Raw genomic sequence first — 24,929 nt, 5'->3', positions numbered from 1 at the left:
TGTTGCTGATTTTCCCGGGCTTGCAAGCCTGTCACTGTTGTGCTTACGGCACATCGGCGGCCCTGCCGGCGTGCCGCTTGCGGCCAACTGGTCTGCCCGGCAACGGCCCCGCCGCGATGGCCGCCAGCCAGTCGGGATCGCTGGCAAACCACTGCACCAGAAAGTCGAGCATGGTGCGCAGCAGCGGCGACATGTGCTGGCGCGAAGTGTAGACACCATAGATGCCCATGTCCTGCGGCTGGTAGGCGGGCAGCAGCTCCACCAGCTGCCCGCTGGCGATCAGCGGCGCGGCCGAATAGCGCGGCTGCATGGCGATGCCCGCCCCCGCCACCGTGGCCACCAGCAGGACCAGCGATTCATTCGCCGACAGGCGGCCGCTGACGGGGACAGTGAGCGCTTCCCCGTCGTGCGTGAATTGCCACAGGCTCTTGCCGAAGTAGGTATAGGTCAGGCAATTGTGCAGGGCCAGGTCTTGCGCCCGGCGCGGCGTCCCGTGCGCCGCCAGGTACGATGGTGCGGCGCACACCACCGAGGCGCAGCTGGCCAGCTGGCGCGCGATCAGGTTCGGTTCGAGCGCGTTCGTGATGCGGATCGCCAGGTCGATGCGCTGCTCCACTAGGTTGACGGCGCGGTTCTCCATCTGCAGGTCGACGGCGGCGCGCGGGTAGCGCCGCAGGTAAGCGGTTACTGCGCCGGCGAGCGCCGTCTGCGCCAGCGATTGCGAGCAGGTGATGCGCAGCAGGCCGTGCGGCGTGTCGAGGCCCTCGGGCGTAGCGACGGCCATGGCGCCGGCCACTTCCAGCATCTGCCGGCAGCGCGCCAGCGTGGCCTCGCCCGCATCGGTCAGGCTCAGGCGGCGCGTGGTGCGATGCAACAGGCGCGCCCCCGCCCACTCTTCCATCTCGGCCAGGTAGCGCGTCACCATGGCGCGCGACATGTCGAGCGTCTCGCTGGCGGCCACCATGCTGCCCCGCTCGGCGATGGCGACGAATACTTGTGCGGCGGTGATACGGTCCATGCGCTACTCCTTGATTCATCCGATCCATGCAACTAAGTATTGCAATCTACCCTATTTGTCGCGGCTGGTCGAAAGGATAATATGCGACATGAGCACCTGATGCAGAAAGAATAATATGTTCACACGCGCCGCCCTTCCCTCCCGTACGCTGGAAACCTTCCAGCTGGATGTACTGGGCCGCGCACCGTCCACTTCGCTGCTGCTGAGCGGCGTGGCCGACGCCATCCTCGTCAATGCCCAGTTCCTGCGCGACGATGCGGCGCAGTTAGCGCACACCATCGCCGCCAGCGGCAAGCGCCTGATCACCATCTATATCAGCGCGGCCGAACCGCAAGCGTATTTCGGCCTGGGCGTGCTACGGCAAGCCTTTCCGCAAGCCCGCATCCTGGCCAGCGGCGCCACGGTCGAAGCGATCCGCCGCCAGGCCGGCGCCAGGGTCGCCCACTGGGGCGGCATCCTCAAGCACAACGCGCCGCGCTGCATCGTCATGCCCCAGCCCTATGAAGGCAGCAGCCTGCAGCTGGAGGGGCGCCAGGTCGCGCTGCGCCAGCTGGAAGCGGCGCTGAACTGAAGCCGCTCCGGCCGCTCCTACAGCGCGGCCAGGAAGCGCTCATACTCTTGCGCGCTGCGCGCCAGCCGCTCGGCATAGCCTGTTTCCTTCGGCCCGTCTTCCGCGCCATAGAAGGCAAAGAAGCGGCGGTTGTCGGCGCCGATATACGCGAGGGTGACATCGAACGGCGCCAGCAGCTGCGCCAGGGTAACCTTCCACTTGCCTTGCGGCGTAAAGTCTTCCTCGCGGATGCCGGACGTGACGCCCAGCGCCACTTTTCTCCCCCGGAAGGCGTCGCCGCCCGTGCCGTAGGCCCAGCCATACGCCAGCACCTCGTCGAGCCACCGTTTCAGCAAGGGCGGGCAGTTGAACCAGTAGACGGGAAACTGCAAGACCACATTGGCATGCGCTGCCACCAGCGCCTGCTCGCGCGCCACGTCAATATGGCCATCGGGATAGGTCTGGTGCACGTCGTGGATGGTGTAGCGGTCCGGATACCGCGCCAGCTCCTGCAGCCAGCGCTTGTTGGCCACCGACGTGGCGATGGAGGGATGGAAGACGATCACAAGGGTTTTCATCATGCTGCTTTCCTGAAAATGAGATGGACGCACCGGCGCCGCCTTCTCAGGAAAGCAGGCAAGCCGATGCCCTGCCCCGTGGCGCGCCGCACGTGGCCGCGCGCCTTCAAAGGCAGAGCCAGCATAGCCACTGTGAGTACTTTTCACAAGTACGCACATTTACTGCCCATACAGGAAGAAAAGTAAGCTACAAGGCCGCAAAAAGTCGCTTGCGCGTGCGCATCCGTATCAGACTGGCTGATGCCGCTCGCCCCACGCGCACAAGGTATGCAGCACGGGGATCAGCGAGGCACCCTTGTCCGAGAGGGAATACTCGACCTTGGGCGGCACTTGCGGGTATTCCTTGCGGACGATCAGCGCATCCGCTTCCAGCTCCTTCAGGACGACGCTGAGGGTCTTGAAGGCGATGCCGCCCAGATGGCGCTTGAGTTCGTTATGCCGCAGCACGGTATTTTCCGCCAGCGCGTACAGGATCAGCATCTTGTATTTGCCGCCGATTAGCGACAAGGTATAGCCAAATGCCGTATCACCGAGGGCCACGCCGCTCGGGGCGCAGGTTTCTTCATTCATCGCGTTGTGCTTCCTGTTGGTCAGAGTGCGAGCATAACAGCCCGGCGGCTCCTGCTTGCGTCGAACACGCGCATAAAAAAACGGGCCGAAGCCCGTTTTTTTGTTTGCTCGATACCGCTCTGGATTAACGCTTGTCCAGTGGCAGTACTTCGCGCGTGGTCGAACCGACGAACAGCTGGCGCGGACGGCCGATTTTCTGTTCCGGATCGGCGATCATTTCGTTCCACTGGGCGATCCAGCCGATGGTGCGGGCCATGGCGAAGATACCGGTGAACAGCGACACAGGGATGCCCAGCGCCGATTGCACGATGCCCGAGTAGAAGTCGACGTTCGGGTACAGTTTGCGCGACACGAAGTATTCGTCGTTCAGCGCGATCTTTTCCAGTTCCATCGCCAGCTTGAACAGCGGATCGTCTTGCAGACCCAGTTCTTGCAGCACTTCGTAGCAGGTTTCACGCATCAGCTTGGCGCGTGGATCGAAGTTCTTGTACACGCGGTGGCCAAAGCCCATCAGCTTGACGCCCGAGTTCTTGTCCTTGACTTGCGCGATGAAGGCAGGGATGTTCTCGACGGTGCCGATTTCTTTCAGCATGTTGAGTGCCGCTTCGTTGGCGCCGCCGTGGGCAGGGCCCCACAGGCAGGCGATACCGGCAGCGATACAGGCGAACGGGTTGGCGCCCGACGAACCGGCCAGACGGACGGTCGACGTCGATGCGTTTTGCTCGTGGTCCGCGTGCAGGATCAGGATGCGGTCCAGGGCGCGCACCAGCACGTCGTTGACCTTGTACTCTTCGCATGGGTTGGCGAACATCATGTGCATGAAGTTGGCGCTGTACGACAGGTCGTTGCGCGGGTACACGAACGGCTGGCCGACCGAGTACTTGTAGGTCATGGCAACCAGGGTCGGCATCTTGGCGATCAGGCGGATGGCCGACACTTCGCGGTGACGCGGGTCGTTGATGTCGAGCGAATCATGGTAGAACGATGCCAGCGCACCGACGGTGCCCACCAGGACCGACATCGGATGCGCGTCGCGGCGGAAGCCACGGAAGAAGAATTGCATCTGTTCGTGCACCATCGTGTGCTTGGTGACGGTGTCGACGAACTTGGCCTTCTGCGCCGCGTTCGGCAGTTCGCCGTTCAGCAGCAGGTAGCACGATTCCATGAAGTCGGCGTTGACGGCCAACTGTTCGATCGGGTAACCACGGTACAGCAGCTCGCCCTTGTCGCCGTCGATGTAGGTGATCGACGAATTGCAGGCGGCCGTCGACATAAAGCCTGGGTCGTAGGTGAACTTGCCGCTACCGGCGTACAGCTTGCGGATGTCGATGACGTCCGGGCCAACCGTGCCTTTGTAGATAGGAAATTCAAGCGATGGGCTGCCATCGGAGAACGACAGGGTAGCTTTTGTGTCAGAGATATTCATGGGCTCTTCCTTCTCGGGAGTGAGTCGAAATTAAAATCAAAAATTCTGGCTGCAATTCGCACCGCATTCGGCAGTGCTACAGCGCGCCACTCGCACCGTTTGCAATATATCGCCCAGGCGTCTAGGCAATGCGCAGTCGTTGCAGCAGTGCGCGCACATGCGGCAGATCGACTTCGCCTTCCGGCTCTTTACGGGCCAGTACCAGATCCATTAACGCATTGTCCGACAAATCCAGCAAACGCGTCAGCGCGTCAACTTCTTCATCGGTCAATTCGGTTTCATACGCATCGAGAAAACGGGTCAGGATAATGTCGTTTTCCAGCAGGCCACGGCGTGAACGCCAGCGCAGGCGGGCGCGGTTGGCCGGGTCGGCCTGATGCGAGGACAAAATTGATTCTGTCATTTGGTTTACCACTTTACGTGTGCCTTGCGGCACGGTGCTGCTTTGCAGGCGCCGCCTGCAAGCAAGAGAGGATACCCTCTTCCGGCAAACGGCGCCCGGCGGACGCGATCAGGAGGATCAGATCGCGCGGCGGACCATCAATTCCTTGATCTTGCCGATCGCCTTGTTCGGGTTCAACCCTTTCGGGCAGACGTCGACGCAGTTCATGATCGAATGGCAGCGGAACAGGCGATACGGGTCTTCCAGGTTGTCCAGACGCGCGCCGGTGGCTTCGTCGCGCGAATCGGCGATGAAGCGGTAGGCTTGCAGCAGGCCGGCCGGGCCGACGAACTTGTCCGGATTCCACCAGAACGACGGGCACGACGTGGAGCAGCATGCGCACAGGATGCACTCGTACAGGCCATCGAGTTCTTCGCGCTGTTCCGGCGACTGCAGGCGCTCTTTTTCAGGCGGGATCGAATCGTTGATCAGGAAAGGCTTGATCGAATCGTACTGCTTGAAAAATTGCGTCATGTCGACGATCAGGTCGCGGATGACCGGCAAACCTGGCAACGGGCGCAGCACGATAGGCTCCGACAGTTCGTTCAGGTTGGTGGTGCATGCCAGGCCGTTCTTGCCGTTGATGTTCATCGCGTCCGAACCGCACACGCCTTCGCGGCACGAGCGGCGCAGGGCCAGCGAGTCATCGACATCCGCCTTGATGCGCTGCAGCGCGTCGAGCAGCATCTTGTCGGTGTCTTTCAGTTCGACCGTCAGGTCTTGCATGTACGGCTTGGCATCCTGGTCAGGATCGTAGCGGTAGATTTTGAATTTAAGAGTGCGTGCCATGGTATAGCCTTAGAAAGTACGTGGTTTCGGTTTGAAGGTATCAACCGTCAGCGGCTTGGTCACGACCGGCTTGTATTCCAGTCGGTTGCCTTCCGAATACCACAGAGTGTGCTTCATCCAGTTCTCGTCGTCGCGTTGCGGATGGTCGTCCTGGGCGTGGGCGCCGCGCGATTCCTTGCGGGCCGCTGCCGAAACGATGGTCGCTTTCGCCGTTTCGATCAGGTTGTCCAGCTCCAGCGCTTCCACGCGGGCCGTGTTGAAGACCATCGATTTATCCTTGAAGGAGACGTGCTTGCGGCGCTCGTCGAGCTTCATGATTTCTTCGACGCCCTTGTTCAGCATCTCGTCGGTACGGAACACGCCGCAGTACTTCTGCATCGTTGCGCGGATGTCGTTCGCCACGCCCTGCACGGTTTCCGTGCCGGTCGAGTTTTCCAGTCGCTGCAAGCGGCCCATGGCAAAGTCGGCCGCGTCGGCTGGCAAAGGCTTGTTTTCCTTGCCTTTCAGGCCGCTGTTGACGATATGGTTGCCGGCCGCGCGGCCGAAGACCACCAGGTCGAGCAGCGAGTTCGTGCCCAGGCGGTTGGCGCCGTGCACCGAAACGCAGGCGCATTCGCCGATCGCGTACAGGCCGTTGACGACCTTCGCCGAACCTTCAGGACCGGTCGGGGTGACGACCTGGCCGTGGATGTTCGTCGGGATGCCGCCCATCTGGTAGTGAATCGTCGGCACGACAGGAATCGGTTCCTTGGTGGCGTCGACGTTGGCGAACTTGTGGCCGATTTCCAGGATCGACGGCAGGCGCTTGGCGATGGTGTCGGCGCCGATATGGCGCAGGTCCAGCATCACGTGGTCCTTGTTCGGACCGCAGCCGCGGCCTTCCTTGATTTCCTGGTCCATCGAACGCGAAACGAAGTCGCGCGGCGCCAGATCCTTCAGCGTCGGCGCATAGCGCTCCATGAAGCGCTCGCCTTCGCTATTGATCAGGATGCCGCCTTCGCCGCGCACGCCTTCGGTGATCAATACGCCCGCGCCGGCCACGCCGGTCGGGTGGAACTGCCAGAATTCCATGTCTTGCAGCGGCAGGCCGGCGCGTGCCGCCATGCCCATGCCGTCGCCGGTGTTGATGAAGGCGTTGGTCGACGCGGCGAAGATGCGGCCTGCGCCGCCCGTTGCCATGACCGTCGTTTTTGCTTCCAGGATCATGCATTCGCCGGTTTCCATTTCCAGCGCGACGACACCGATCACGTCGCCTTCGGCGTCACGGATCAGGTCGAGCGCCATCCATTCGACGAAGAAGTGCGTACGCGCGCGCACATTGCGCTGGTACAGCGTGTGCAACAGGGCGTGGCCGGTACGGTCGGCTGCCGCGCAGGCGCGCTGCACCGGCTTTTCGCCGAAGTGGGCCGTGTGGCCGCCGAACGGACGCTGATAGATGGTGCCGTCAGGGTTGCGGTCGAATGGCATGCCGAAATGTTCCAGTTCGTACACGACCTTCGGTGCTTCGCGGCACATGAATTCGATGGCATCCTGGTCGCCCAGATAGTCGCCGCCCTTGACGGTGTCGAACATGTGCCAGAACCAGTTGTCTTCGGCCATGTTGCCGAGCGACGCGCCGATACCGCCCTGCGCCGCCACGGTGTGCGAGCGGGTCGGGAAGACTTTCGACAGAACTGCGACGTTCAGGCCGGCTTCAGCCAGCTGCAACGACGCGCGCATGCCGGAACCGCCGGCGCCAACGATGACCGCATCAAAGCGGCGGGTAGGGATTGCAGATTTATATGCTGCCACGATTACACACTCCAGAGTATCTGTACCGTCCAGCCGGCACAAGCGATCAACCACAGCATGGTGGCAATTTGCAGGGTCAGACGGAGGCCAGCGCTTTTCACGTAGTCCATCCAGATGTCGCGTACGCCGACCCATGCGTGGTAGAACAGGGCGACGAAGGTCACCAGGCTGATCAATTTAAACCACTGCTGTGCGAACAGACCAGCCCAGCCTTCATAGCTGAAGTTGCTGCCGGTCAGGAAAGAAATCAACAGGATGGCCACATAAGCCACCATGACGATGGCGGTGACGCGTTGCGCCAGCCAGTCGCGCAAGCCGTAATGGGCACCGACGACGAGGCGTTTCGGTCCGATATTATTGTCTGCCATGTTTAAAATACTCCAAACAGTTTCAAAGCGACCAAAGCCGTCAACACCAGGCTCACGACCAGCACGGACGATGCGGTCTTGCGGGCCGAATCTTTTTCGATGGCAACGTGCACATCCATGAACAGGTGACGGATACCGGCGCAGAAGTGGTGCAGGAAGGCCCAGACCAGACCCAGGGTGATCAGCTTGACGAACCAGTGCGAGGCGATGCCCTGGAAGTAGGCGTAGGACATTTCGGAACGCAGGCTCAGTTCCAGCATGTACAAGATGCATGGCAGCAAGGCGAAAATGATGAAACCGCTGATGCGATGCAGGATCGAGACGATGGCGCCGACAGCCATGCGGTAGTTCGACAATTCGGTAACATGAATGTTACGGAATTGCGGCCGTTCTTTTTTTGGTACTTCTCTTACGGCTTCAGACATAACAAAAACCTCCCCTTTGAATTTCAACTAAATATTGAAGCCGCGATTTTCGCCGATTTTCGCAACCCATACCAATATCTATTGTTACATATAACCAAAATGGTTTTTTACTACAAAATACCGCGCTACTTTCCGTAGTTCACGTAATTTAATTACAGAATCGCCGGCAAAACACGGCCCGCCGGGGCGGGCCATGCTGTCGCTGCGCTTTCCGTTGTCTCCGTAGCCCGCCTTGCGACAGGCATCTTGCAAGCGATGCACTTCAGCCTTGCCGCTTGTGCGGACACCCGCGGGCGCCCCGCCGCTTCAGCTGAGTTCATTCTGATAATGATGGCGACTGGTCAGGTACAAGCCCCGGCGCAGTTCGACGGGCTTGTCGCCGTAGGTAAACGACACGCGCTCGGAACTGAGCAAGGGCGTGCCGAGGTCGATATTCAACAGTTGCGCGGCGCCCGCGTCGGCGCACACGGCGCGGATCTGTTCGGACGCGCGTATCATGCGCGTGCCGAATTCCGTTTCGAACAGGCCGTACATGGGGCCCTTGTATTCCACCAGCCGCTCGGCCGTCAGACCCTTGAAGATCAGGCCGGGCAGCCACAGCTCCTCGACGATGGTCGGCACGCCGTCGAAATACTGGACGCGCTTGATGAAGATGACGGCGTCGCCCGATTTCAGGTCCATCAGGCGCGCCACGTCGGCCGGCGCGCGCACGCGCTTGACTTCGATGAATTTGCTTTCGGGATAATGCGGCACGCCTTCATCCGGCACCAGGCGCAGGAAGCGGAAATGCGCGCGCGCCTCATGGTGGGTGGAAACGAACGTGCCCTTGCCCTGGCGGCGCATGACGAGATTCTCGGCGGCCAGTTCATCAATGGCCTTGCGCACCGTGCCCTGGCTGACCTTGAAGCGACCGGCCAGCTCGACCTCGCTGGGAATCAGTTCGCCCGGTTTCCATTCGCCCGATTGCAGACTTTGCGTGATGAGCGCCTTGATCTGCTGGTACAGGGGACTGAAGGTGGGCGAAGCAGTGACTGCAGGCACGGCCGACGCGGTGGTATTGCTGGCGGCCGTCACGGTGACTGGCGTACTGGCCGCCGCGGCGACGGGCGTGGCCGGGGTGCCCGCGGTCGGACTGACCGCCCCGCTTGCAGCAGTGGCATTGTTGGTCAGATTGGACGAGGCGGAATTCATAGTCCGACATTTCAACACAAATCACTGCCCGCGTCCAGTAAAACAGACGCGGTTATCTGTCTTATATAAGACATAAGATATGATTGACAGATAGGGATCGGAGGCCTAAACTGCCCTCGATAAAACATGTGAGCCCGCGTTTTATGTTGTCGGCCAGCCACTCTGGCTTCGTGCAGCACGAGCGTGACGGCAGCGTACACCAGCAATTCGGTGGCGCGGGCCGGTTTTGGTATCATTATAGTTTTTCCGGATAAGCGTAAGCCCAGCTTCAAGCCCGTTTTCTTTCCCATTTTTGGAGATTCATCATGGCTAAAACCCCAATGCGTGTTGCAGTGACCGGCGCCGCCGGCCAGATCGGCTACGCCCTGTTGTTCCGCATCGCCAATGGCGACATGCTCGGCAAAGACCAGCCTGTCATCTTGCAACTGCTTGAAATCCCGGACGAAAAAGCCCAGAAGGCGCTCAAGGGCGTGATGATGGAAATCGACGACTGCGCCTTCCCGCTGCTGACGGAAATGACCGCCCACTCCGATCCGCTGACCGCATTCAAGGATGTCGACGTGGCCGTCCTGGTTGGCGCGCGTCCACGCGGCCCAGGCATGGAACGCAAGGACCTGCTGGAAGCGAACGCCCAGATCTTCACGGTACAAGGCAAGGCGCTCGACGCCGTCGCCTCGCGCAATGTCAAAGTGCTGGTGGTCGGCAACCCTGCCAACACCAACGCCTACATCGCCATGAAATCGGCGCCGTCGCTGCCGGCGAAAAACTTCACCGCCATGCTGCGCCTGGACCACAACCGCGCGCTGTCGCAAGTCGCTGCCAAGACCGGCACCGCCGTGAAAGACATCGAGAAGCTGACCGTCTGGGGCAACCACTCGCCAACGATGTACGCCGACTACCGCTTCGCCACCGTGAACGGCAAGGCTGTCAAGGATCTGATCAACGACCAGGAATGGAACGCCAACGTGTTCCTGCCAACCGTCGGCAAGCGCGGCGCGGCCATCATCGAAGCGCGCGGCCTGTCGTCGGCAGCGTCGGCAGCGAACGCCGCCATCGACCACATCCATGACTGGATGCTGGGCACGGCCGGCAAGTGGACCACCATGGGCGTGCCTTCGGATGGCTCGTATGGCATTCCAGAAGGCACCGTATTCGGCTTCCCGGTCACCACCGACAACGGCGAGTACACCATCGTTCAAGGTCTGGAAATCGATGCATTCTCGCAAGAGCGCATCAACCTGACCCTGAAAGAACTGACCGAAGAGCGCGAAGGCGTGAAACACCTGCTGGCCTAAGTCCAGTTCTGGCGGCGCGGCGCAAACGTGCCGCCCGCCACGAAGGCCGCTCCGCGAGATTCGCGGCGCGGCTGTTTTATCAAGTAGTCTTTACCTGCAGAAATGCCTTAAGCATGCACCCTTCCGAGGTTTTATTCCAAGGCAAACGCCAGCCGCTGTTGCTCGCCGCTTGCGACCACTACGCCGGCTCTGAAAAGCTGATGCGTAAATCGATTGCTTTGCAACAAGAGCTTGGTCCCCTGTTCGACATCACGTTCGACTGCGAAGACGGCGCCAGCGCCGGCAATGAAGAATCCCACGCCCTGATGATCGCCGGCCTGCTGGCCAGCGACGACAACCAGTTCAACCGCATCGGCGTGCGCGTGCACGACGTCGACAGCGCGTTTTTCGCGCGCGACGTGGAAATCATCTGCGCGGCCGCGTCCCGCCTGGCCTATATCGCCGTGCCCAAGGTGGCCGGCGTGCAGGACGCCATGCTGGCCATCGACCTGATCAACTTGCACGCGCGCCGCGCCGGCCGCGACAACCTGCCCGTGCATATCCTGATCGAGACGCACGGCGCGCTGCGCGACGCCTATGCGATCGCCGCCCTGCCCCAGGTCGAATGCCTGTCCTTCGGCATCATGGATTTCGTCTCGGCCCACTACGGCGCCATTCCCGCCGCCGCCATGCGCACGCCGGGCCAATTCACGCACCCGCTGGTGGTGCGCGCCAAGCTCGAAGTGGCGGCCGCCTGCCACGCGCACGGCAAGGTGGCGTCGCACAACGTGACGACCGACGTGCGCGATTCGGCCGTGGTGGCCAACGACGCCCAGCGCGCAACGGCCGAGTTCGGCTACACGCGCATGTGGAGCATCCACCCGGACCAGATCAAGCCCATCATCAAGGCCTTCACGCCGCGCCTGTCCGAAGTCAACGAGGCCAGCAACATCCTCAATGAAGCGCTGCGCGCCAACTGGGGGCCGATTGCGCAAAATGGCCGCTTGCACGACCGCGCCAGCTACCGATATTATTGGACCGTTTTGCAACGCGCCAAACTGGCGGGCCTCGGCCTGCCCGAGGCGGCCGCCGCATTACTCAACACCCCCTCTTCCAGCACCACTGAAAACTGACAGGAATGACACGATGTCCCTCTCCAAATTAGCAATTGCCTGCAGCGTCGCGCTGGGCGCCATGACCCTCACGCTGGCGCCAGCCAGCTTCGCCGCCACGGCAGAGGCAAATCCCAAGGCCGTCAAGGCCAAGCCAAAGGCCAAGGCCGCCAAGGCAAAAGCTGCAGCCAAGGAAGCGCATCCGCTCGCCATGTCGGTCGCCGACAAGGAAGAAGCCGATGAGCCGAACACGGCAGGCTCGGCCTCCACCGATTTCAATTGTGAACTTGGTAATAAAATTACCATCTACACCAATGCTACTGACGACAAACACATCGCCCTGCGCTGGAAGAAGCGCCTGCACCGCCTGAGCCGCGTAGGCACCACCACCGGCGCCAACCGCTTCGAGAACCGTCTGTATGGTCTCGTCTGGATCGGCATCCCGGCCAAAGGCATGCTGCTCGACTCCAAGCAGGGCCGCCAGCTGGCCAATGAATGCAAGGATGCGGAGCAAGCCAAGCCGGCGGCCGTGGTGGAAGCCGCGCCATCGCTGGGCGTGCTGCCGGCGACCGGCGGCTGATGTGCGTAGCAAGGGCCTCTTCGGGGGCTCAGTCATGTTTTGTAATTTGAATAATCAATAATAGACGATACCCAACAAGGAGAGGTCATGTCCCGCAACACTCTGAACACGCTCAAGGACTTTAATATTTCGGATAGCAAGAAGGGCAAGCTGTATTCCCTGCCTGCGCTGGAAAAAAGCCTGGGCATCAATGTCTCCCGCCTGCCAGTGTCGATTCGCATCGTGCTCGAATCGGTATTGCGCAACTGCGACGGCAAAAAAGTCACCGAAGAACACGTCAAGCAATTGGCGAGCTGGGGCCCGACCGCCGAGCGCACCGACGAGATCCCGTTCGTAGTGGCGCGCGTCGTGCTGCAAGACTTCACCGGCGTGCCATTGCTGGCCGACCTGGCCGCGATGCGCAACGTGGCCGCCAAGATGGGCATCAACGCCAAGAAGATCGAACCGCTGGTACCGGTCGACCTGGTGGTCGACCACTCGGTGACCATCGACCACTACCGCGAAAAGAAAGCGCTGGACCTGAACATGAAACTGGAATTCTCGCGTAACAACGAGCGTTACCAGTTCATGAAATGGGGCATGCAGGCCTTCGACACCTTCGGCGTCGTGCCACCGGGCTTCGGCATCGTCCACCAGGTCAATCTGGAATACCTGGCGCGCGGCGTGCACCACGCAGGCAAGAAAGCCGGCGACGTGTACTACCCTGACACCCTGGTCGGCACCGACTCGCACACCACCATGATCAACGGCATCGGCGTGGTCGGCTGGGGCGTGGGCGGCATCGAGGCGGAAGCCGGCATGCTGGGCCAGCCAGTCTACTTCCTGACGCCGGACGTCATCGGCGTGAACCTGTCGGGCGCGCTGCGCGAAGGCTGCACCGCCACCGACCTGGTACTGACCATCACCGAATTGCTGCGCAAAGAGAAAGTCGTCGGCAAGTTCGTCGAATTCTTCGGCGAAGGCACCGAGTCCTTGACCCTGACCGACCGCGCGACGATCGCCAACATGGCACCGGAATACGGCGCGACCATGGGCTTCTTCCCGGTCGACGAAGCAACCATCGACTACTTCAAGGGCACCGGCCGCAGCAAGGCTGAAATCGCCGCGTTCGAAGGCTACTTCAAGGCGCAAAACCTGTTCGGCGTGCCAAAAGCCGGCGACATCGACTACACCCGCGTGGTGGAACTGGACCTGGCATCGGTCGCTCCGTCGCTGGCCGGCCCGAAACGCCCGCAAGACCGTATCGAAATCGGCAACGTCAAGGCCAACTTCGCCGAGCTGTTCGCCAAGCCAACGACCGAAAACGGCTTCAACAAGAATCCGGCCGACCTGGCTGCCGTGTACGAAACGACGAACGGCGTGAAAGTGTCGAACGGCGACGTGCTGATCGCCGCGATCACTTCGTGCACCAACACCTCGAACCCGAGCGTGATGCTGGCCGCCGGCCTGCTGGCCAAGAAAGCCGTGGAAGCCGGCCTGAAGGTCGCGCCGCACATCAAGACCTCGCTGGCTCCCGGCTCGCGCGTCGTCACCGAGTACCTGACCGCTGCCGGCTTGCTGCCCTACCTGGAAAAACTGGGCTTCGGCGTGACCGCCTACGGCTGCACCACCTGCATCGGCAATGCGGGCGACCTGACGCCTGAGCTGAACGCAGCGATTGCCACGCACGACATCGTCGCGTCGGCCGTACTGTCGGGCAACCGCAACTTCGAAGCGCGCATTCACCCGAACATCCGCTCGAACTTCCTCGCTTCGCCACCGCTGGTCGTCGCTTACGCCATCGCCGGCAACATGACGCGCGACCTGATGACGGAACCTGTCGGCAAGGGCAAGGGCGGCAAGGACATCTACCTGGGCGACATCTGGCCAACCTCGGCTGAAGTATCGGCCATGATGAAGTTCGCCATGAATGCCAAGGTGTTCAAGGACAACTACGCGGACGTCAAGGGCGCGCCAGGCAAGCTGTGGGAAAAAGTCACCACCGTGTCCGGTCAAGTCTACAACTGGCCGAAATCGACCTACATCGCGGAACCACCGTTCTTCGACAACTTCTCGATGACGCCAGCGGCCGTGGCCACCGGCATCGAAGGCGCGCGCGCACTGGGCGTGTTCGGCGATTCCATCACCACCGACCACATCTCGCCAGCCGGCTCGATCCAGGAAAACGGTCCTGCAGGCAAGTGGCTGAAGGAAAACGGCGTCCTGAAAGCGGACTTCAACTCCTACGGCTCGCGTCGCGGCAACCATGAAATCATGATGCGCGGCACGTTCGCCAACGTGCGTATCAAAAACCGCATGATCCCTGCCAAGGCGGACGGTTCGGCGGTCGAAGGCGGCATCACGATCCACCAGCCTTCCGGCGAACAGATGTCGATCTACGACGCAGCGATGAAATATGTTGCTGAAGGCACGCCAACCATGGTCTTCGGCGGCGAAGAGTACGGTACGGGCTCGTCGCGCGACTGGGCAGCCAAGGGCACCCAGCTGCTGGGCGTGAAAGCCGTGATCACCCGTTCGTTCGAGCGCATCCACCGCTCGAACCTGGTCGGCATGGGCGTGCTGCCGCTGCAATTCATCGGCGACGACAGCGTGCAAACCCTGGGCATCACCGGCAATGAAACCTTCGACCTGAAAGGCCTCGAAGGCGAAATCAAGCCACAGCAACTGGCCACCCTGGTGATCCACCGCGCCGACGGCAGCAGCCAGGAAGTCAAAGTCCTGCTGCGCATCGATACGCCGATCGAAGTCGATTACTACAAGCATGGAGGTATCCTGCCATTCGTGCTGCGTCAACTGCTGGCCGAGTAATCAGCCTGGCCGTGAGGCAAGATAAAAGCGCCGGTTCCGACCGGCGCTTTTTTTTCGTCCCGGCCCCCGTTCGGACTTGAAATTTCGACTATTGGCATGATCTAGGGACAGCTTACGTATTGCGTGCGGCTGAATCCTCTACAATACGGTTATAAGGGTTTATCATTGTTTGACTGATCCATTTTTTTCACTTTCCGAGACTCTTATCCCGCTATGCGTCGTCCTTCCAAAGATTCATCCCATAAACTGACTGCCGACAGCCAGCGCCTGGTCACCTTTGCCCAGGCGATCGTACAGGCAGCGAGCCGTCTCGAAGAGCGGTCCTGGGAACACAGCCTGGATACGCAGCTCCAGAAATTACTCAAAACCGGCCACCAGGACACCATCGACAACACCCTGGGCAGCCTGTTCAAGGAAGACTTGAACGCCTACGACGTGCTGATGGACTGCGTTGAAGCCGTCAGCGAATCGACCGTCATCACGCACGAAGACGTGCGCTACGACGCCCTGCTGGTGGCCGTGCCCGTCCTCGCGTGGACGCGCTTTTCCATCGCTTCCGGCCCCATGGCCGGCGACGCGCACGGCGTCTTGTCCGCGCATTTCGCCGCCCACCTGCTGGCCGACGGCACGAAGATGGCCATGGCGCCGACCCTGTACTCGATCGACCAGTTGCCGCGCAGCCACGTTGAAACCTATGCCAAGACGCAGAAGCTGGCCCTGGCCGCCCTGAAAGGCACGGCCGTCAAGCCGTCGGGCAAAGAGGCGGAAACGGCGCCATTCCTGGCCGACACGCGCTACCTGCTGGTGGCCGTGGTGGCGCCCTTTGGTGCGCCGCTGTTCCGCTGGCAGACGCCGGCCAGCCAGCTCGACTTCATCGCCGAGCGCAGCGCCGCCCTGGAACAATGGCGCACGCAAGCCACGCCGACCTTCGCCCGGCTGCTGCCCGGCTGCGGCCTGGAACTGCTGCTGCCGGAAGCGTATTACGTGGCTTGCCGCGAAGCGGACAAGCTGATCCGTCCCGTCTCCGTGCGCGCCGCCGTGCATTACCTGACGCATACGCTGGCCATCGAGCCGTCGGAGCTGCGCGCCGTGATCGCCGGCTTCGGCGAAGAAGCGGCCGATGGCCAGGTGGACGAGTACCGCATCGCTTTCACCCTGCGCCAGGCGCCGGACGTCATCTACGGCATCGTCTGGCCCCTGTACGGCCAGGAAGACGAGGATGGCACGCCGATCGAAGGCCTGATCCAGGTCGGCATCGCCGCGCTGGACAAGCAAAAGACGCCCGTCGATGAAATCATCGAGCACCTGAACGCCGCCGGCGTGACGCAGATCAAGCGCCACGCGGAACGTTTTGTCGGAGAGTATTGCGACGATTGCGGCGCGCCGCTGTTTGCCGACCCCGTTGGCGAGCTGGCGCATGCGGAAATGCCGGAAGATACGCCGCAGGGTACCGAGCATTTTCACTGATGCTGTAACGGTATTGTCGGATTACGCCGTGCCGGCTAATCCGACCTACGGCCTTTGCTGATATCACAGCACGTAGGTCGGATTAGCGCGCAGCGCGTAATCCGACAACAGCGATGGCCAAAAAAGAAAGGCGGAACTCAGGTTCCGCCTTTTTGCATTTCAAGCCACGCTTAACGCGCCATCACCACTGCGAGAACGGGTGGCGGATCAGGTTCGCATTGTAGTAGCGCGCATCGCCCGACACTTCCGCGCCTATCCACTCTGGCTTGTCGAAGGGCTGGTCTTCCGACGCCAGCTCGATCTCGGCCACCAGCAAGCCCGCATTGGCGCCCAGGAACTCGTCGACTTCCCACACCATGCCCGCGTGTTCGATGCGGTGGCGAACCTTTTCGATCAGCGGCTGTTCGCACAGGCCGTCAAGCAGTTCGGCGGCCTCGGCCAGCGGAATCGGATACTCCCACTCGCCGCGCGTCGCGCCCACGTTCGCGCCCTTGATGGTCAGCATCGCCTGCTCGCCTTCGATGCGCACGCGCACCACGCGCTCACGCGCGGAGGACAAATAGCCCTGGCGCAGCAGCACCGCCTGCCCCAGGCCGCGCCAGGCATCGCCGGCCAGCAGGAATTTACGCTCGATCTCGACGCCCATGATCAACGCCGCTCAATCGAGCGACAGCAGGATAGGCTGCAGCATGGCCGCGCCCAGGGCCGCGCTGCGCGCGCCGTTCCAGCCCACGGCCGGGTCGGGCAAGTCGGCGTTTTCCTTGAACGGCATTTCCAGGGTCAGCGCCAGGCAGCCGAAGTGGTGGCCGATGTATTTCGACGCCAGGGTCAGCATGTCCGACTTGTACTTGCTGGCGGCATAACCGAACTTGTCCTGGAAATCGGGGCTGGCCTGCTTGTAGCGCTCGATGAAGGCTTTCTGGTGCGCCGCTTGCGCCGGCGTGAAGTTTTCCAGCATTTCGTTGCCGGCCACAAAGTTATACGGCAGCGCTTCATCGCCGTGGATGTCGAAGAACATGTCGACGCCCGTTTCGTGGATCTTGTTTTTCACGCACAGCACTTCCGGACTGGACTCCAGCGATGGCGTCATCCATTCGCGGTTCAGGTTGGCGCCGGCCGCATTCGTGCGCAGGTTGCCGCGGATGGAGCCGTCCGGATTCATGTTCGGCACGATGTGAAACACGGCGCGCTGCAGGAGCTTGCGCGCGATCGGGTTGGCGTCGTCGAGCAGCGAGTCGATCAAGCCTTCGACGAACCATTCGGCCATCGATTCGCCCGGATGCTGGCGCGCGATGATCCAGATTTTCTTTTCCGCCTGCGGATTGCCAATGGTCACCATATTCATGTCGCGGCCGTCGACCGTGCTGCCCAGGTCGGATACGCGCGCCAGCGGATGCTCGGCCACTTCGCCCAGCAGGCGCAGATGGCGCTCCCACGAGTACGGCTCGAAGTAGGCGTAGTACACGCTGTCGAGTTCCGGCGTGTGCGAGATCGTCATGACCTGACCGTCGAACGTCGTCGGCACGCGGAACCAGTTTTCGCTGTCGTAGCTGGCCACGGCCTGGTAGTCTTCATAGCCGGCCGGATAGGTGGCCTGGCCCGCGTTCAGGAAACGCATCGTGCATGCCTGGCCGCGCGCGCCCTGCAGGCGGAAGTGGAACCACTGGTGAATGTCGGCGTGGCTATCCTTGCGTAAGTTCAGGTCGATGGCGCCGGCACTGGCGGCGCTCACCACGTCGATGGCGCCCGAGTCGAAGTTCTGGCTGATTTTAATGGTCATGTAATGATCCCGTCCGAATGTAAGTGTTCCGGCGCTGCCTCGTGGGCCACCGCCGTCGCGCTAAAAAACGCAGTGTAAGCTATCCCGCTATTTTCCGCCCTTTGGCCCCGTTCGCAAAGCCTGGCCCGGTGATTTATGCACCAATCCGGGGCATCGATGGAAAAGCGGGGGGCAAAAGCGCGAAAAATCGGTCTACTGTCGCATCCACCGGACAAAAAACTGAATTGTAACAATGCCAGACACATTAGCGGGCCATCGCGCCCCTATAATTCCTGCTTTCATAGAGTCGCCAGGAAAGAGTCGTGGACAAGAAGTTGACCAATATTCAGGAAAGAAAGTTGCGCGAGGCGCAGGCGCGGCGCGAACACATCATCGACGTTGTCAAAGACCTCATCAAAAAGGGTGGCGCGCGCGCCGTCTCCATCCGCAAGGTGGCCGAGGCCGCGGGATTTTCCACCACCGTCGTGTACGCCCTGTTCCGCGACAAGGCCACCCTGATCGCCCAGGCGATGGACAAGGACTTGCTGGAACTGGTGCGCGCCATGCGCACGGCCTGCGCCGCCAGCACTGACCCATGGGAGCGCATCGCCCTGATCGGGCGCGCCTACATCGAATACGGCTTCCAGCACCCCGACGAGTATTCACTGATCTTCATGGAATTGCGCCCGCATGCGGAGCTCGATGCCGTCGCGGTAGAACACGGCAATATCGAGCAGGACCCGTATGCCTACGCGCTGCACCTGTTCGGCGAACTGGCACAGGCGGGCCTGGTCCGCCACGACGAGAAAGCGCTGCACGCGATGACGCAAATCTTCTGGCAATCGCTGCATGGCCTCGTATCGCTGCGCATCGTCATGGATGCGGGCGACCCATGGACGCCGCATCCGGAAATGCACCAGCATATCGACGACTTGCTGGCCGTCGTCACGGCAGGCATCGGCCTGCGCTTTGCACCGGCTGGCTGACGTTTGATCCAGCACAAACCGCCATGCTCAAAAAGGCGGACAGTGGGATGACGCCGCCTGCGCTGGTGCAGCGCGGCCCCGCGAAGGAGGGCGCGATGAACGAAGCCTATGCCACGGACCTGCTTGACAAACAGCAAAGCGCGCACAATGCTGTCCGTATGGAAGCGCGGCTGACAAAACTGGAAACGGGCCGGGAACATGACCGGCAATGGTTCAAGACGCTGGAAACGCGTCTTGGCAACGGCCTCGACAACGTGCGCACGGAATTACGCGGCGAATCGCAGCTGCTGCGTGCCGACCTGACGCAGTTTCGCGGCGACCTGCGCGGCGACTGCCACGCCCTGCGCACGGAACTGGGCGACATCCGCAAGCACATGCACACCCACTTCCTGTGGTTCATGGGCATACAGGCGACCACCACGTTTGCCCTGCTGGGGCTGGGCGCCAAGGCCCTGCATATGTACTGACGCACCGAACGCCAATGAAAAAGGCAGGCGCGGTGCCGCACCGCCCTGCCCTGTCTTCATGCCCGCACTGGCGCGCACCTTACTGCGCGCCTTACTACTTGCCTTTGCTGCGCTCCCTTACTGCGCTGCCAGCATGCTCTGCGTTTCCTGGTAGCGCACATGCCACGCCAGCGCTTCTTGCAAGATATGCGGCGTGTGGCCGCCGCGCTGGCATGCCGCGTCGTAATACGCACGCAATTGGTCGCGGTAGTCGGGATGCGTGCAGCGCTCGATGATCAGCGGCGCCCGTTCGCGCGGCGCCAGGCCACGCAAGTCCGCATAGCCCCACTCCGTCACCAGCACGTCGACGTCATGCTCCGTATGGTCGACATGCGAGACCATCGGCACGACGCTGGAAATGCGCCCGCCCTTGGCCGCCGATTTCGACACGAACATCGACACTTGCCCGTTGCGCGCGAAATCGCCCGAGCCGCCGATGCCATTCATCATGTGCGTGCCGCACACGTGCGTGGAATTGACGTTGCCATAGATATCGAACTCGAGCGCCGTGTTCAGGGCGATGATGCCCAGGCGGCGCACGATCTCTGGATGGTTGCTGATCTCTTGCGGACGCAGCACGATCTTCGAGCGGTAGTGGTCGATATTGTCCATCAGCTTTTGATGCACGGCAGCCGACAGCGTGATCGACGAAGCCGAGGCGAATGCCAGCTGGCCCGAATCGAGCAGTTCGATGGCGCTGTCCTGCAGCACTTCCGAATACATGGTCATGTTGCGGAAGGGCGAGCCGATCAGGCCATGCAGCACGGCATTGGCGATGGTGCCGATGCCCGCCTGCAGCGGCAGCAATTCGGGCCCCATGCGCCCGGCCGCCACTTCGCCCTCTAAAAAAGCGATGACGTGGCCGGCGATCGCCTGCGTCTCCGCGTCGGGCGGCAAGGCGTTCGACGGACTGTCGGGGCTATCCGTGATGACAATGGCGGCGATGCGGGCCGGGTCGATGGCAATCGCCGTGCTGCCCAGGCGCTGATCCACGCGCGTGAGCGGGATCGGTTCGCGGCCTGGCAAGGTCTGCGGAATATAAATGTCGTGCAAGCCCTCCAGCGCCAGCGGCGTGGACAGGTTGATTTCGATGATGACTTGCTTCGCCTGCTGGGCGAAGGCGGCGGAGTTGCCCACCGACATGGTCGGGATGATGGCGCCGGCGGCCGTGATGGCCGTCGCTTCAATGACGGCGATGTCGACGGCGGCCAGGTTGCCCGAGCGCAGCTGCTCAGCCGTTTCCGACAGATGCTGGTCGATGAACATGACTTCGCCCTTGTTGATCTTGCCGCGCAGCACAGGGTCGACCTGGAACGGCATGCGGCGCGCCAGCACGCCCGCCTCGGCCATCAGGCCGTCGCTGCCATTGCCCAGCGAGGCGCCCGTGATAAGGGTCAGGCTCAACGGGTCTTGCAGGGCACGCTCGGCCAGTGCGCGCGGCAAGGCCTTGGCGTCGCCGGCACGGGTAAATCCGCTCATGCCGACACGCATGCCGTTGTGGAATAATTTGGCTGCCTCATCGGCGCTCATGATTTTGCTGAGCAAGCCCGGGTGGCGGATACGGTCCTCGTACATCGTGATGCTCCTGATCTTCTTAATATTCTCAAACTGGATGGCTGTCATACACCAACCCCATAAGTGGTTTCAGTATAAAATCCCGCTTACATGCATGGCATGAATTAATTTCGCCACATCCAGTCGATATTTTCATGCCGCACCGAGTCGAGTTCCCTCTTGGATATCCGTTCCCTGCGCTATTTCGTCGAAACCGTGCGCCTGTCGAGCTTTACGCAGGCGGCCGAATCGCTGCACCTGACCCAGTCGACCATCAGCAAGATGGTGCGCCAGCTGGAAGACGAGGTGGGCGCGCAGCTGCTGGTGCGCGACGGGCGCAAGCTGACCTTGACGGACACGGGCCGCATCGTCTACCAGCACGGCCAGGAAATGCTGGCAAACATGCGCCAGCTGACCCTGGAAGTGCGCGATACCCAGGCCTTGCAGCGCGGCAGCCTGACGGTGGGCATTCCGCCCATGATCAATGTGCTGTTTACGCCCGTATTAAAAGCCTTCCGCGCGCGCCATCCGCAGATCAGCCTGACCCTGCAGGAAGACACGGGCCAGCAGATCGAACGCAAGGTGGCGGCCGGCGAACTGGAAATCGGCATGACGGTGCTGCCGGCCGACCCGGAACTCGACCTCGTGGCCGTGGAAGTGGCCAGCTACCCGATCTGGGCCCTGGCCGAACCGGGCACGTTCCAGAAAAACCGCACGACATTGCCCTTCAAGGCGCTGGCCGAGCTGCCGCTGGTATTACTCAAAGATGATTTCGCGCTCACGCGCAGCCTGCGCCAGCATTTCGCGCAAGCGGGCTTCACGCCAACCATCGCCGCGCAGAGCGGCCAGTGGGACTGGCTGGTGGCGATGGCGTCCGCTGGACTGGGCGTGACCCTGCTGCCAGAGCCGTTCATCCACCGCCTGGCCGGCGAAGCACTGGAGGCGGTGCGCATCGTCGAACCGGAGCTGGCATGGCAGGTGGCGCACGTCTGGAGCGGGCGCTATCTGTCGCACGCGGCGCGCGCCTGGCTCGAAGTGTGCCAGGACGTGCTGGGCACGCAATTCGCGCACTGAGGAGTTGACGGAAAAAAGGGTGGCCGAGGCCACCCTTTTGATCGATCGCGACAGCCCGGCTTACTTGGCGTCGTCGTTGTACATGCTGGCGTATTTCCAGCCGAAGTACAAAATGAAGGTGTAGCACAGGGCCGGCACGAGGAAGGACAGCTGCAGGTTGATGTGGTCGGCCAGGAAGCCCTGGATGAACGGCACGATGGCGCCGCCGACGATGGCCATGCACAGGATGCCCGAACCTTGTCCCGTTTGCGCGCCCAGCTTGTTCAAGGCCATGCTGAAGATGGTCGGGAACATGATGGAGTTGAACAGGCCGACGGCGATCAATGCCCACATGGCCGTGTGGCCGCTGGAGAACACGGCAACGAGGATCAGCGCGATGACGACGGCGGCGTTGAAGGCCAGGGTCTTGCCCGGGCTGACATAGCGCATCACGGCAAAGCCGACGAAGCGGCCCAGCATGGCACCGCCCCAGTAATAGCTGACGAAATAGGCGGCGTCGGCGTGGCTGAGGCCGGCGATATGGCTCTCGCCCAGGAAGTTGATCAGGAAGCTGCCGATGCTCACTTCACCGCCCACGTACAGGAAGATGGCCAGCGCGCCCAGCACCAGGTGGCGGTGCGACCAGATCGAGACCTTGTTGCCGTCCTGCGCCAGGGCGGCAGCATCGTCCGCATGCGAAATCTTCGGCAGCTTGGCCAGCGCGAACAGCACGGCCAGGATCACCAGGGTGGCGGCCAGTACCAGGTACGGGCCTTGCACGGAAGCGGCTTCCTTGGCGCGGTAGGCGAGCTGCTCGGCCGCCGGCAGTAGGTCGAACTGCTGCACCGTCAGCACGGTGCCCGACAAGATCAGCATGCCGCCCAGCGCAGGTGCCACGGTGGTGCCCAGCGCGTTGAACGCCTGCGTCAGGGTCAAACGGCTCGACGCCGTCTGCGGGTCGCCCAGTTCCGTCACGTACGGATTGGCCGCCACCTGCAGCACGGTGATGCCGGCCGCCAGGATGAAGAAGGACAGCAGGAACAGCGCATAGCTGCCGGTGGAGGCCGGGTAGAACATGGCGCACCCGGCGGCGGCAATCAGCAGGCCGGCGACGACGCCGCGCTGGTAGCCGATTTTCTTGATCAGCATGCCGGCGGGCAGCGAGACGATAGCGTAGGCGCCAAAGAAGCAGAACTGCACCAGCATCGCCTGCACATACGTCAGGGTGTAGATCGAGCGCAGATGGGGAATCAGCACATCATTGAGCGAGGTCAGCAGTCCCCACATGAAAAACAGCACCGTGACGATGATCAGGGCGCCTGTATTGTTTTGCGTGCCGGCCTGTGCGGACGGTACGCCCTGGCCTTGCTTTACGTATTCCATACCTTCTCCATTTTTCAATTCCAAGTTGATCTTGCCAGGCATGGAAGCGTTTCCACCCGGGCAGCACCAGAACGCGCAAGCGCCACGCAGATATCAGCGTGGACCATGACTGCCATCAGCAAAACGGGGGCAGCCATGGCGCTTCTTGCGCGCGGCCGACCGTTTCTCGTCAGAACACTGTCTCGTAGGCGCGGCACGCCTGCGGGCTGCGTCTGAAAACAACATCCAGGACAAAAACGTCTTGTAGTAAAACTACGATCCTGCGCCCGCATTATGCCTTAAAGCCCCGTATTGCGCAGCTTTCCCGCCTGTTATTTCAAAAATGAATAGCCGACATTTGAAATCAAAAGTAGCCTTATAACTTGGAATCGCTATACTTATATTGCAGTGCAGCACAACGCGGCACGCCACATAAGGAGTCTGCCATGTCTACCGCATTTACCTACCACACCACGCAAAACAGCAATATCGTCGCCACCCTGGTCCACGCCGCAAAACGCGTCGGCGCCTGGCTGAACCAAAGCAGCGACCGCCGCGAACGCGCTTACGAAGAAGCCTACTTGGCCGAATCGACCGACCGTTACGATCTGGAATACCGGATGCGCGAACTGGCCCGTGCCAACCCGCAGCCAAGCTGGATGAGCGGTCTGAGCCGTTAAGAGTGCCGCACTAGCCAGCCATACGGCTGTTGCAACATCGATAGCGCCATCCTGCTCGCCTTGCGCTTGAGCACAGGATGGGCTATACAGGCGGGATGCAAACGCCCATGACCATCCTCGCCATCGCCGGCAGCCTGCGCGCCGCCTCGCTGAACACCGCCCTGCTGCGCGCCATCGCCCAGCTTGCCCCAGCAGAATATGAGATCCGCATCTATCCGGGGCTCGGTGAATTACCCCTGTTTAATCCCGACCTCGACGCCGACAGCCTGCCGGCCGTGACGGGCCTGCGCGACGCCATCCTGGCGGCCGACGTGCTGATCCTGGCCAGTCCCGAGTACGCGCACGGCGTAAGCGGCCCCATGAAAAATGCGCTGGACTGGATGGTGGGAAATGAATCATTCATCGACAAGCCGCTGGTGCTGCTGAACGCCTCGCCGCGTGCCACGCACGCGCAGGCGGCCCTGCGCGAAACGGTACGCACCATGTCGGCGCGCCTGATCGACGAAGCCTGTATCAGCCTGCCCCTGCTGGGGTCGGGACTCGATGCGGAGGGTATCGCCGCGGACCCGGCATTGCGCCGGGCCCTGCTCGCTATGCTGCAGTGCATCAGGTCATTTTCATGACCACCTGCACGTTTTAC

At 61.7% G+C, this 24,929-nt stretch carries 25 protein-coding genes; 11 read left to right on the top strand and 14 right to left on the bottom strand.

What is annotated here, in order from left to right; all coding sequences use genetic code 11:
* Positions 1-43: 43 nt before the first annotated feature.
* Positions 44-1,018 (bottom strand): LysR family transcriptional regulator, encoded by a 975-nt coding sequence (locus tag CBW66_RS01585; protein WP_086136324.1) that lies wholly within the window; start codon positions 1,016-1,018, stop codon positions 44-46.
* A 115-nt stretch (positions 1,019-1,133) separates the two neighbouring features.
* On the opposite strand from CBW66_RS01585, the gene CBW66_RS01580 reads away from it, so the two are divergent.
* Complete coding sequence (locus CBW66_RS01580; RefSeq protein ID WP_086136323.1) at positions 1,134-1,589, top strand: hypothetical protein; 456 nt, start codon at positions 1,134-1,136, stop codon at positions 1,587-1,589.
* A gap of 17 nt (positions 1,590-1,606) precedes the next feature.
* Here the strand turns inward: CBW66_RS01580 and CBW66_RS01575 are convergent, their stop codons facing one another.
* The 9 genes from CBW66_RS01575 to CBW66_RS01535 form a co-directional block, all read right to left on the bottom strand.
* The gene (locus tag CBW66_RS01575) at positions 1,607-2,149 is read right to left on the bottom strand and encodes an NAD(P)H-dependent oxidoreductase (RefSeq protein WP_086136322.1); all 543 of its coding nucleotides are present in this window, start codon (positions 2,147-2,149) and stop codon (positions 1,607-1,609) included.
* A 225-nt stretch (positions 2,150-2,374) separates the two neighbouring features.
* The gene (locus CBW66_RS01570; protein ID WP_086136321.1) at positions 2,375-2,716 is read right to left on the bottom strand and encodes a helix-turn-helix domain-containing protein; all 342 of its coding nucleotides are present in this window, start codon (positions 2,714-2,716) and stop codon (positions 2,375-2,377) included.
* 124 nt (positions 2,717-2,840) lie between these two features.
* Positions 2,841-4,142, bottom strand: a complete 1,302-nt coding sequence (gltA, locus tag CBW66_RS01565) for a citrate synthase (RefSeq protein ID WP_034752071.1) — start codon at positions 4,140-4,142, stop codon at positions 2,841-2,843.
* A gap of 121 nt (positions 4,143-4,263) precedes the next feature.
* Entirely contained in the window at positions 4,264-4,545 is a 282-nt protein-coding gene (locus tag CBW66_RS01560) for a succinate dehydrogenase assembly factor 2 (RefSeq protein ID WP_034752073.1), read from the bottom strand.
* 117 nt (positions 4,546-4,662) lie between these two features.
* Positions 4,663-5,373, bottom strand: a complete 711-nt coding sequence (locus CBW66_RS01555) for a succinate dehydrogenase iron-sulfur subunit (RefSeq protein WP_034752075.1) — start codon at positions 5,371-5,373, stop codon at positions 4,663-4,665.
* Between the two features lie 9 nt (positions 5,374-5,382).
* Positions 5,383-7,164 carry a succinate dehydrogenase flavoprotein subunit gene (gene sdhA, locus CBW66_RS01550; RefSeq protein WP_086136320.1) on the bottom strand — a complete coding sequence of 594 codons (1,782 nt, stop codon included), beginning with the start codon at positions 7,162-7,164 and terminating at the stop codon, positions 5,383-5,385.
* Positions 7,165-7,166: 2 nt separating this feature from the next.
* Positions 7,167-7,532 carry a succinate dehydrogenase, hydrophobic membrane anchor protein gene (sdhD, locus tag CBW66_RS01545; protein WP_086136319.1) on the bottom strand — a complete coding sequence of 122 codons (366 nt, stop codon included), beginning with the start codon at positions 7,530-7,532 and terminating at the stop codon, positions 7,167-7,169.
* A 2-nt stretch (positions 7,533-7,534) separates the two neighbouring features.
* Positions 7,535-7,957, bottom strand: coding sequence for a succinate dehydrogenase, cytochrome b556 subunit (gene sdhC / locus CBW66_RS01540; protein WP_034752080.1), 423 nt, complete (start codon positions 7,955-7,957; stop codon positions 7,535-7,537).
* Between the two features lie 306 nt (positions 7,958-8,263).
* Positions 8,264-9,148, bottom strand: a complete 885-nt coding sequence (locus CBW66_RS01535) for a GntR family transcriptional regulator (RefSeq protein WP_086136318.1) — start codon at positions 9,146-9,148, stop codon at positions 8,264-8,266.
* Between the two features lie 305 nt (positions 9,149-9,453).
* Between CBW66_RS01535 and CBW66_RS01530 the strand changes: the two genes are divergently transcribed.
* From CBW66_RS01530 to CBW66_RS01510, 5 genes are all read left to right on the top strand, one after another.
* Positions 9,454-10,443 (top strand): malate dehydrogenase, encoded by a 990-nt coding sequence (locus CBW66_RS01530; RefSeq protein WP_034752084.1) that lies wholly within the window; start codon positions 9,454-9,456, stop codon positions 10,441-10,443.
* 113 nt (positions 10,444-10,556) lie between these two features.
* Positions 10,557-11,555 (top strand): CoA ester lyase, encoded by a 999-nt coding sequence (locus CBW66_RS01525; protein ID WP_086136317.1) that lies wholly within the window; start codon positions 10,557-10,559, stop codon positions 11,553-11,555.
* Positions 11,556-11,568: 13 nt separating this feature from the next.
* Positions 11,569-12,114 (top strand): hypothetical protein, encoded by a 546-nt coding sequence (locus CBW66_RS01520; protein ID WP_070219188.1) that lies wholly within the window; start codon positions 11,569-11,571, stop codon positions 12,112-12,114.
* An 87-nt stretch (positions 12,115-12,201) separates the two neighbouring features.
* A complete protein-coding gene (gene acnA, locus CBW66_RS01515; RefSeq protein WP_086136316.1) occupies positions 12,202-14,922 on the top strand; it encodes an aconitate hydratase AcnA in 2,721 nt (906 codons plus the stop codon).
* A 213-nt stretch (positions 14,923-15,135) separates the two neighbouring features.
* Positions 15,136-16,389 carry a DUF2863 family protein gene (locus CBW66_RS01510; RefSeq protein ID WP_086136315.1) on the top strand — a complete coding sequence of 418 codons (1,254 nt, stop codon included), beginning with the start codon at positions 15,136-15,138 and terminating at the stop codon, positions 16,387-16,389.
* Positions 16,390-16,570: 181 nt separating this feature from the next.
* On the opposite strand, the gene CBW66_RS01505 is transcribed toward CBW66_RS01510, so the two are convergent.
* Positions 16,571-17,035, bottom strand: coding sequence for a CYTH domain-containing protein (locus CBW66_RS01505; protein WP_086136445.1), 465 nt, complete (start codon positions 17,033-17,035; stop codon positions 16,571-16,573).
* 12 nt (positions 17,036-17,047) lie between these two features.
* Positions 17,048-18,169 carry a M14-type cytosolic carboxypeptidase gene (locus tag CBW66_RS01500; RefSeq protein WP_086136314.1) on the bottom strand — a complete coding sequence of 374 codons (1,122 nt, stop codon included), beginning with the start codon at positions 18,167-18,169 and terminating at the stop codon, positions 17,048-17,050.
* Positions 18,170-18,471: 302 nt separating this feature from the next.
* On the opposite strand from CBW66_RS01500, the gene CBW66_RS01495 reads away from it, so the two are divergent.
* The gene (locus tag CBW66_RS01495; protein WP_086136313.1) at positions 18,472-19,134 is read left to right on the top strand and encodes a TetR/AcrR family transcriptional regulator; all 663 of its coding nucleotides are present in this window, start codon (positions 18,472-18,474) and stop codon (positions 19,132-19,134) included.
* Positions 19,135-19,181: 47 nt separating this feature from the next.
* Positions 19,182-19,601 carry a hypothetical protein gene (locus CBW66_RS01490; protein WP_086142850.1) on the top strand — a complete coding sequence of 140 codons (420 nt, stop codon included), beginning with the start codon at positions 19,182-19,184 and terminating at the stop codon, positions 19,599-19,601.
* Between the two features lie 117 nt (positions 19,602-19,718).
* On the opposite strand, the gene CBW66_RS01485 is transcribed toward CBW66_RS01490, so the two are convergent.
* Positions 19,719-21,215: an acetyl-CoA hydrolase/transferase family protein gene (locus CBW66_RS01485; RefSeq protein WP_086136444.1), complete on the bottom strand. Its 1,497-nt coding sequence runs from the start codon at positions 21,213-21,215 to the stop codon at positions 19,719-19,721.
* Between the two features lie 159 nt (positions 21,216-21,374).
* Here CBW66_RS01485 and CBW66_RS01480 point away from each other — a divergent pair, with 159 nt between their 5' ends.
* Complete coding sequence (locus tag CBW66_RS01480) at positions 21,375-22,268, top strand: LysR substrate-binding domain-containing protein (protein ID WP_086136311.1); 894 nt, start codon at positions 21,375-21,377, stop codon at positions 22,266-22,268.
* A gap of 60 nt (positions 22,269-22,328) precedes the next feature.
* Here CBW66_RS01480 and fucP read toward each other — a convergent pair whose 3' ends face one another.
* Positions 22,329-23,630: an L-fucose:H+ symporter permease gene (fucP, locus tag CBW66_RS01475; RefSeq protein WP_086136443.1), complete on the bottom strand. Its 1,302-nt coding sequence runs from the start codon at positions 23,628-23,630 to the stop codon at positions 22,329-22,331.
* 425 nt (positions 23,631-24,055) lie between these two features.
* Between fucP and CBW66_RS01470 the strand changes: the two genes are divergently transcribed.
* Both CBW66_RS01470 and CBW66_RS01465 read left to right on the top strand, forming a co-directional pair.
* A complete protein-coding gene (locus CBW66_RS01470) occupies positions 24,056-24,289 on the top strand; it encodes a DUF3563 family protein (protein WP_080698581.1) in 234 nt (77 codons plus the stop codon).
* Positions 24,290-24,396: 107 nt separating this feature from the next.
* Complete coding sequence (locus CBW66_RS01465) at positions 24,397-24,912, top strand: NADPH-dependent FMN reductase (RefSeq protein WP_086136310.1); 516 nt, start codon at positions 24,397-24,399, stop codon at positions 24,910-24,912.
* Positions 24,913-24,929: the final 17 nt, after the last annotated feature.

This window comes from Janthinobacterium sp. GW456P (assembly GCF_002127655.1).
In the GTDB taxonomy this organism is placed as follows: domain Bacteria; phylum Pseudomonadota; class Gammaproteobacteria; order Burkholderiales; family Burkholderiaceae_D; genus Janthinobacterium.
This window is presented reverse-complemented; position numbering and strand designations above follow the sequence as displayed.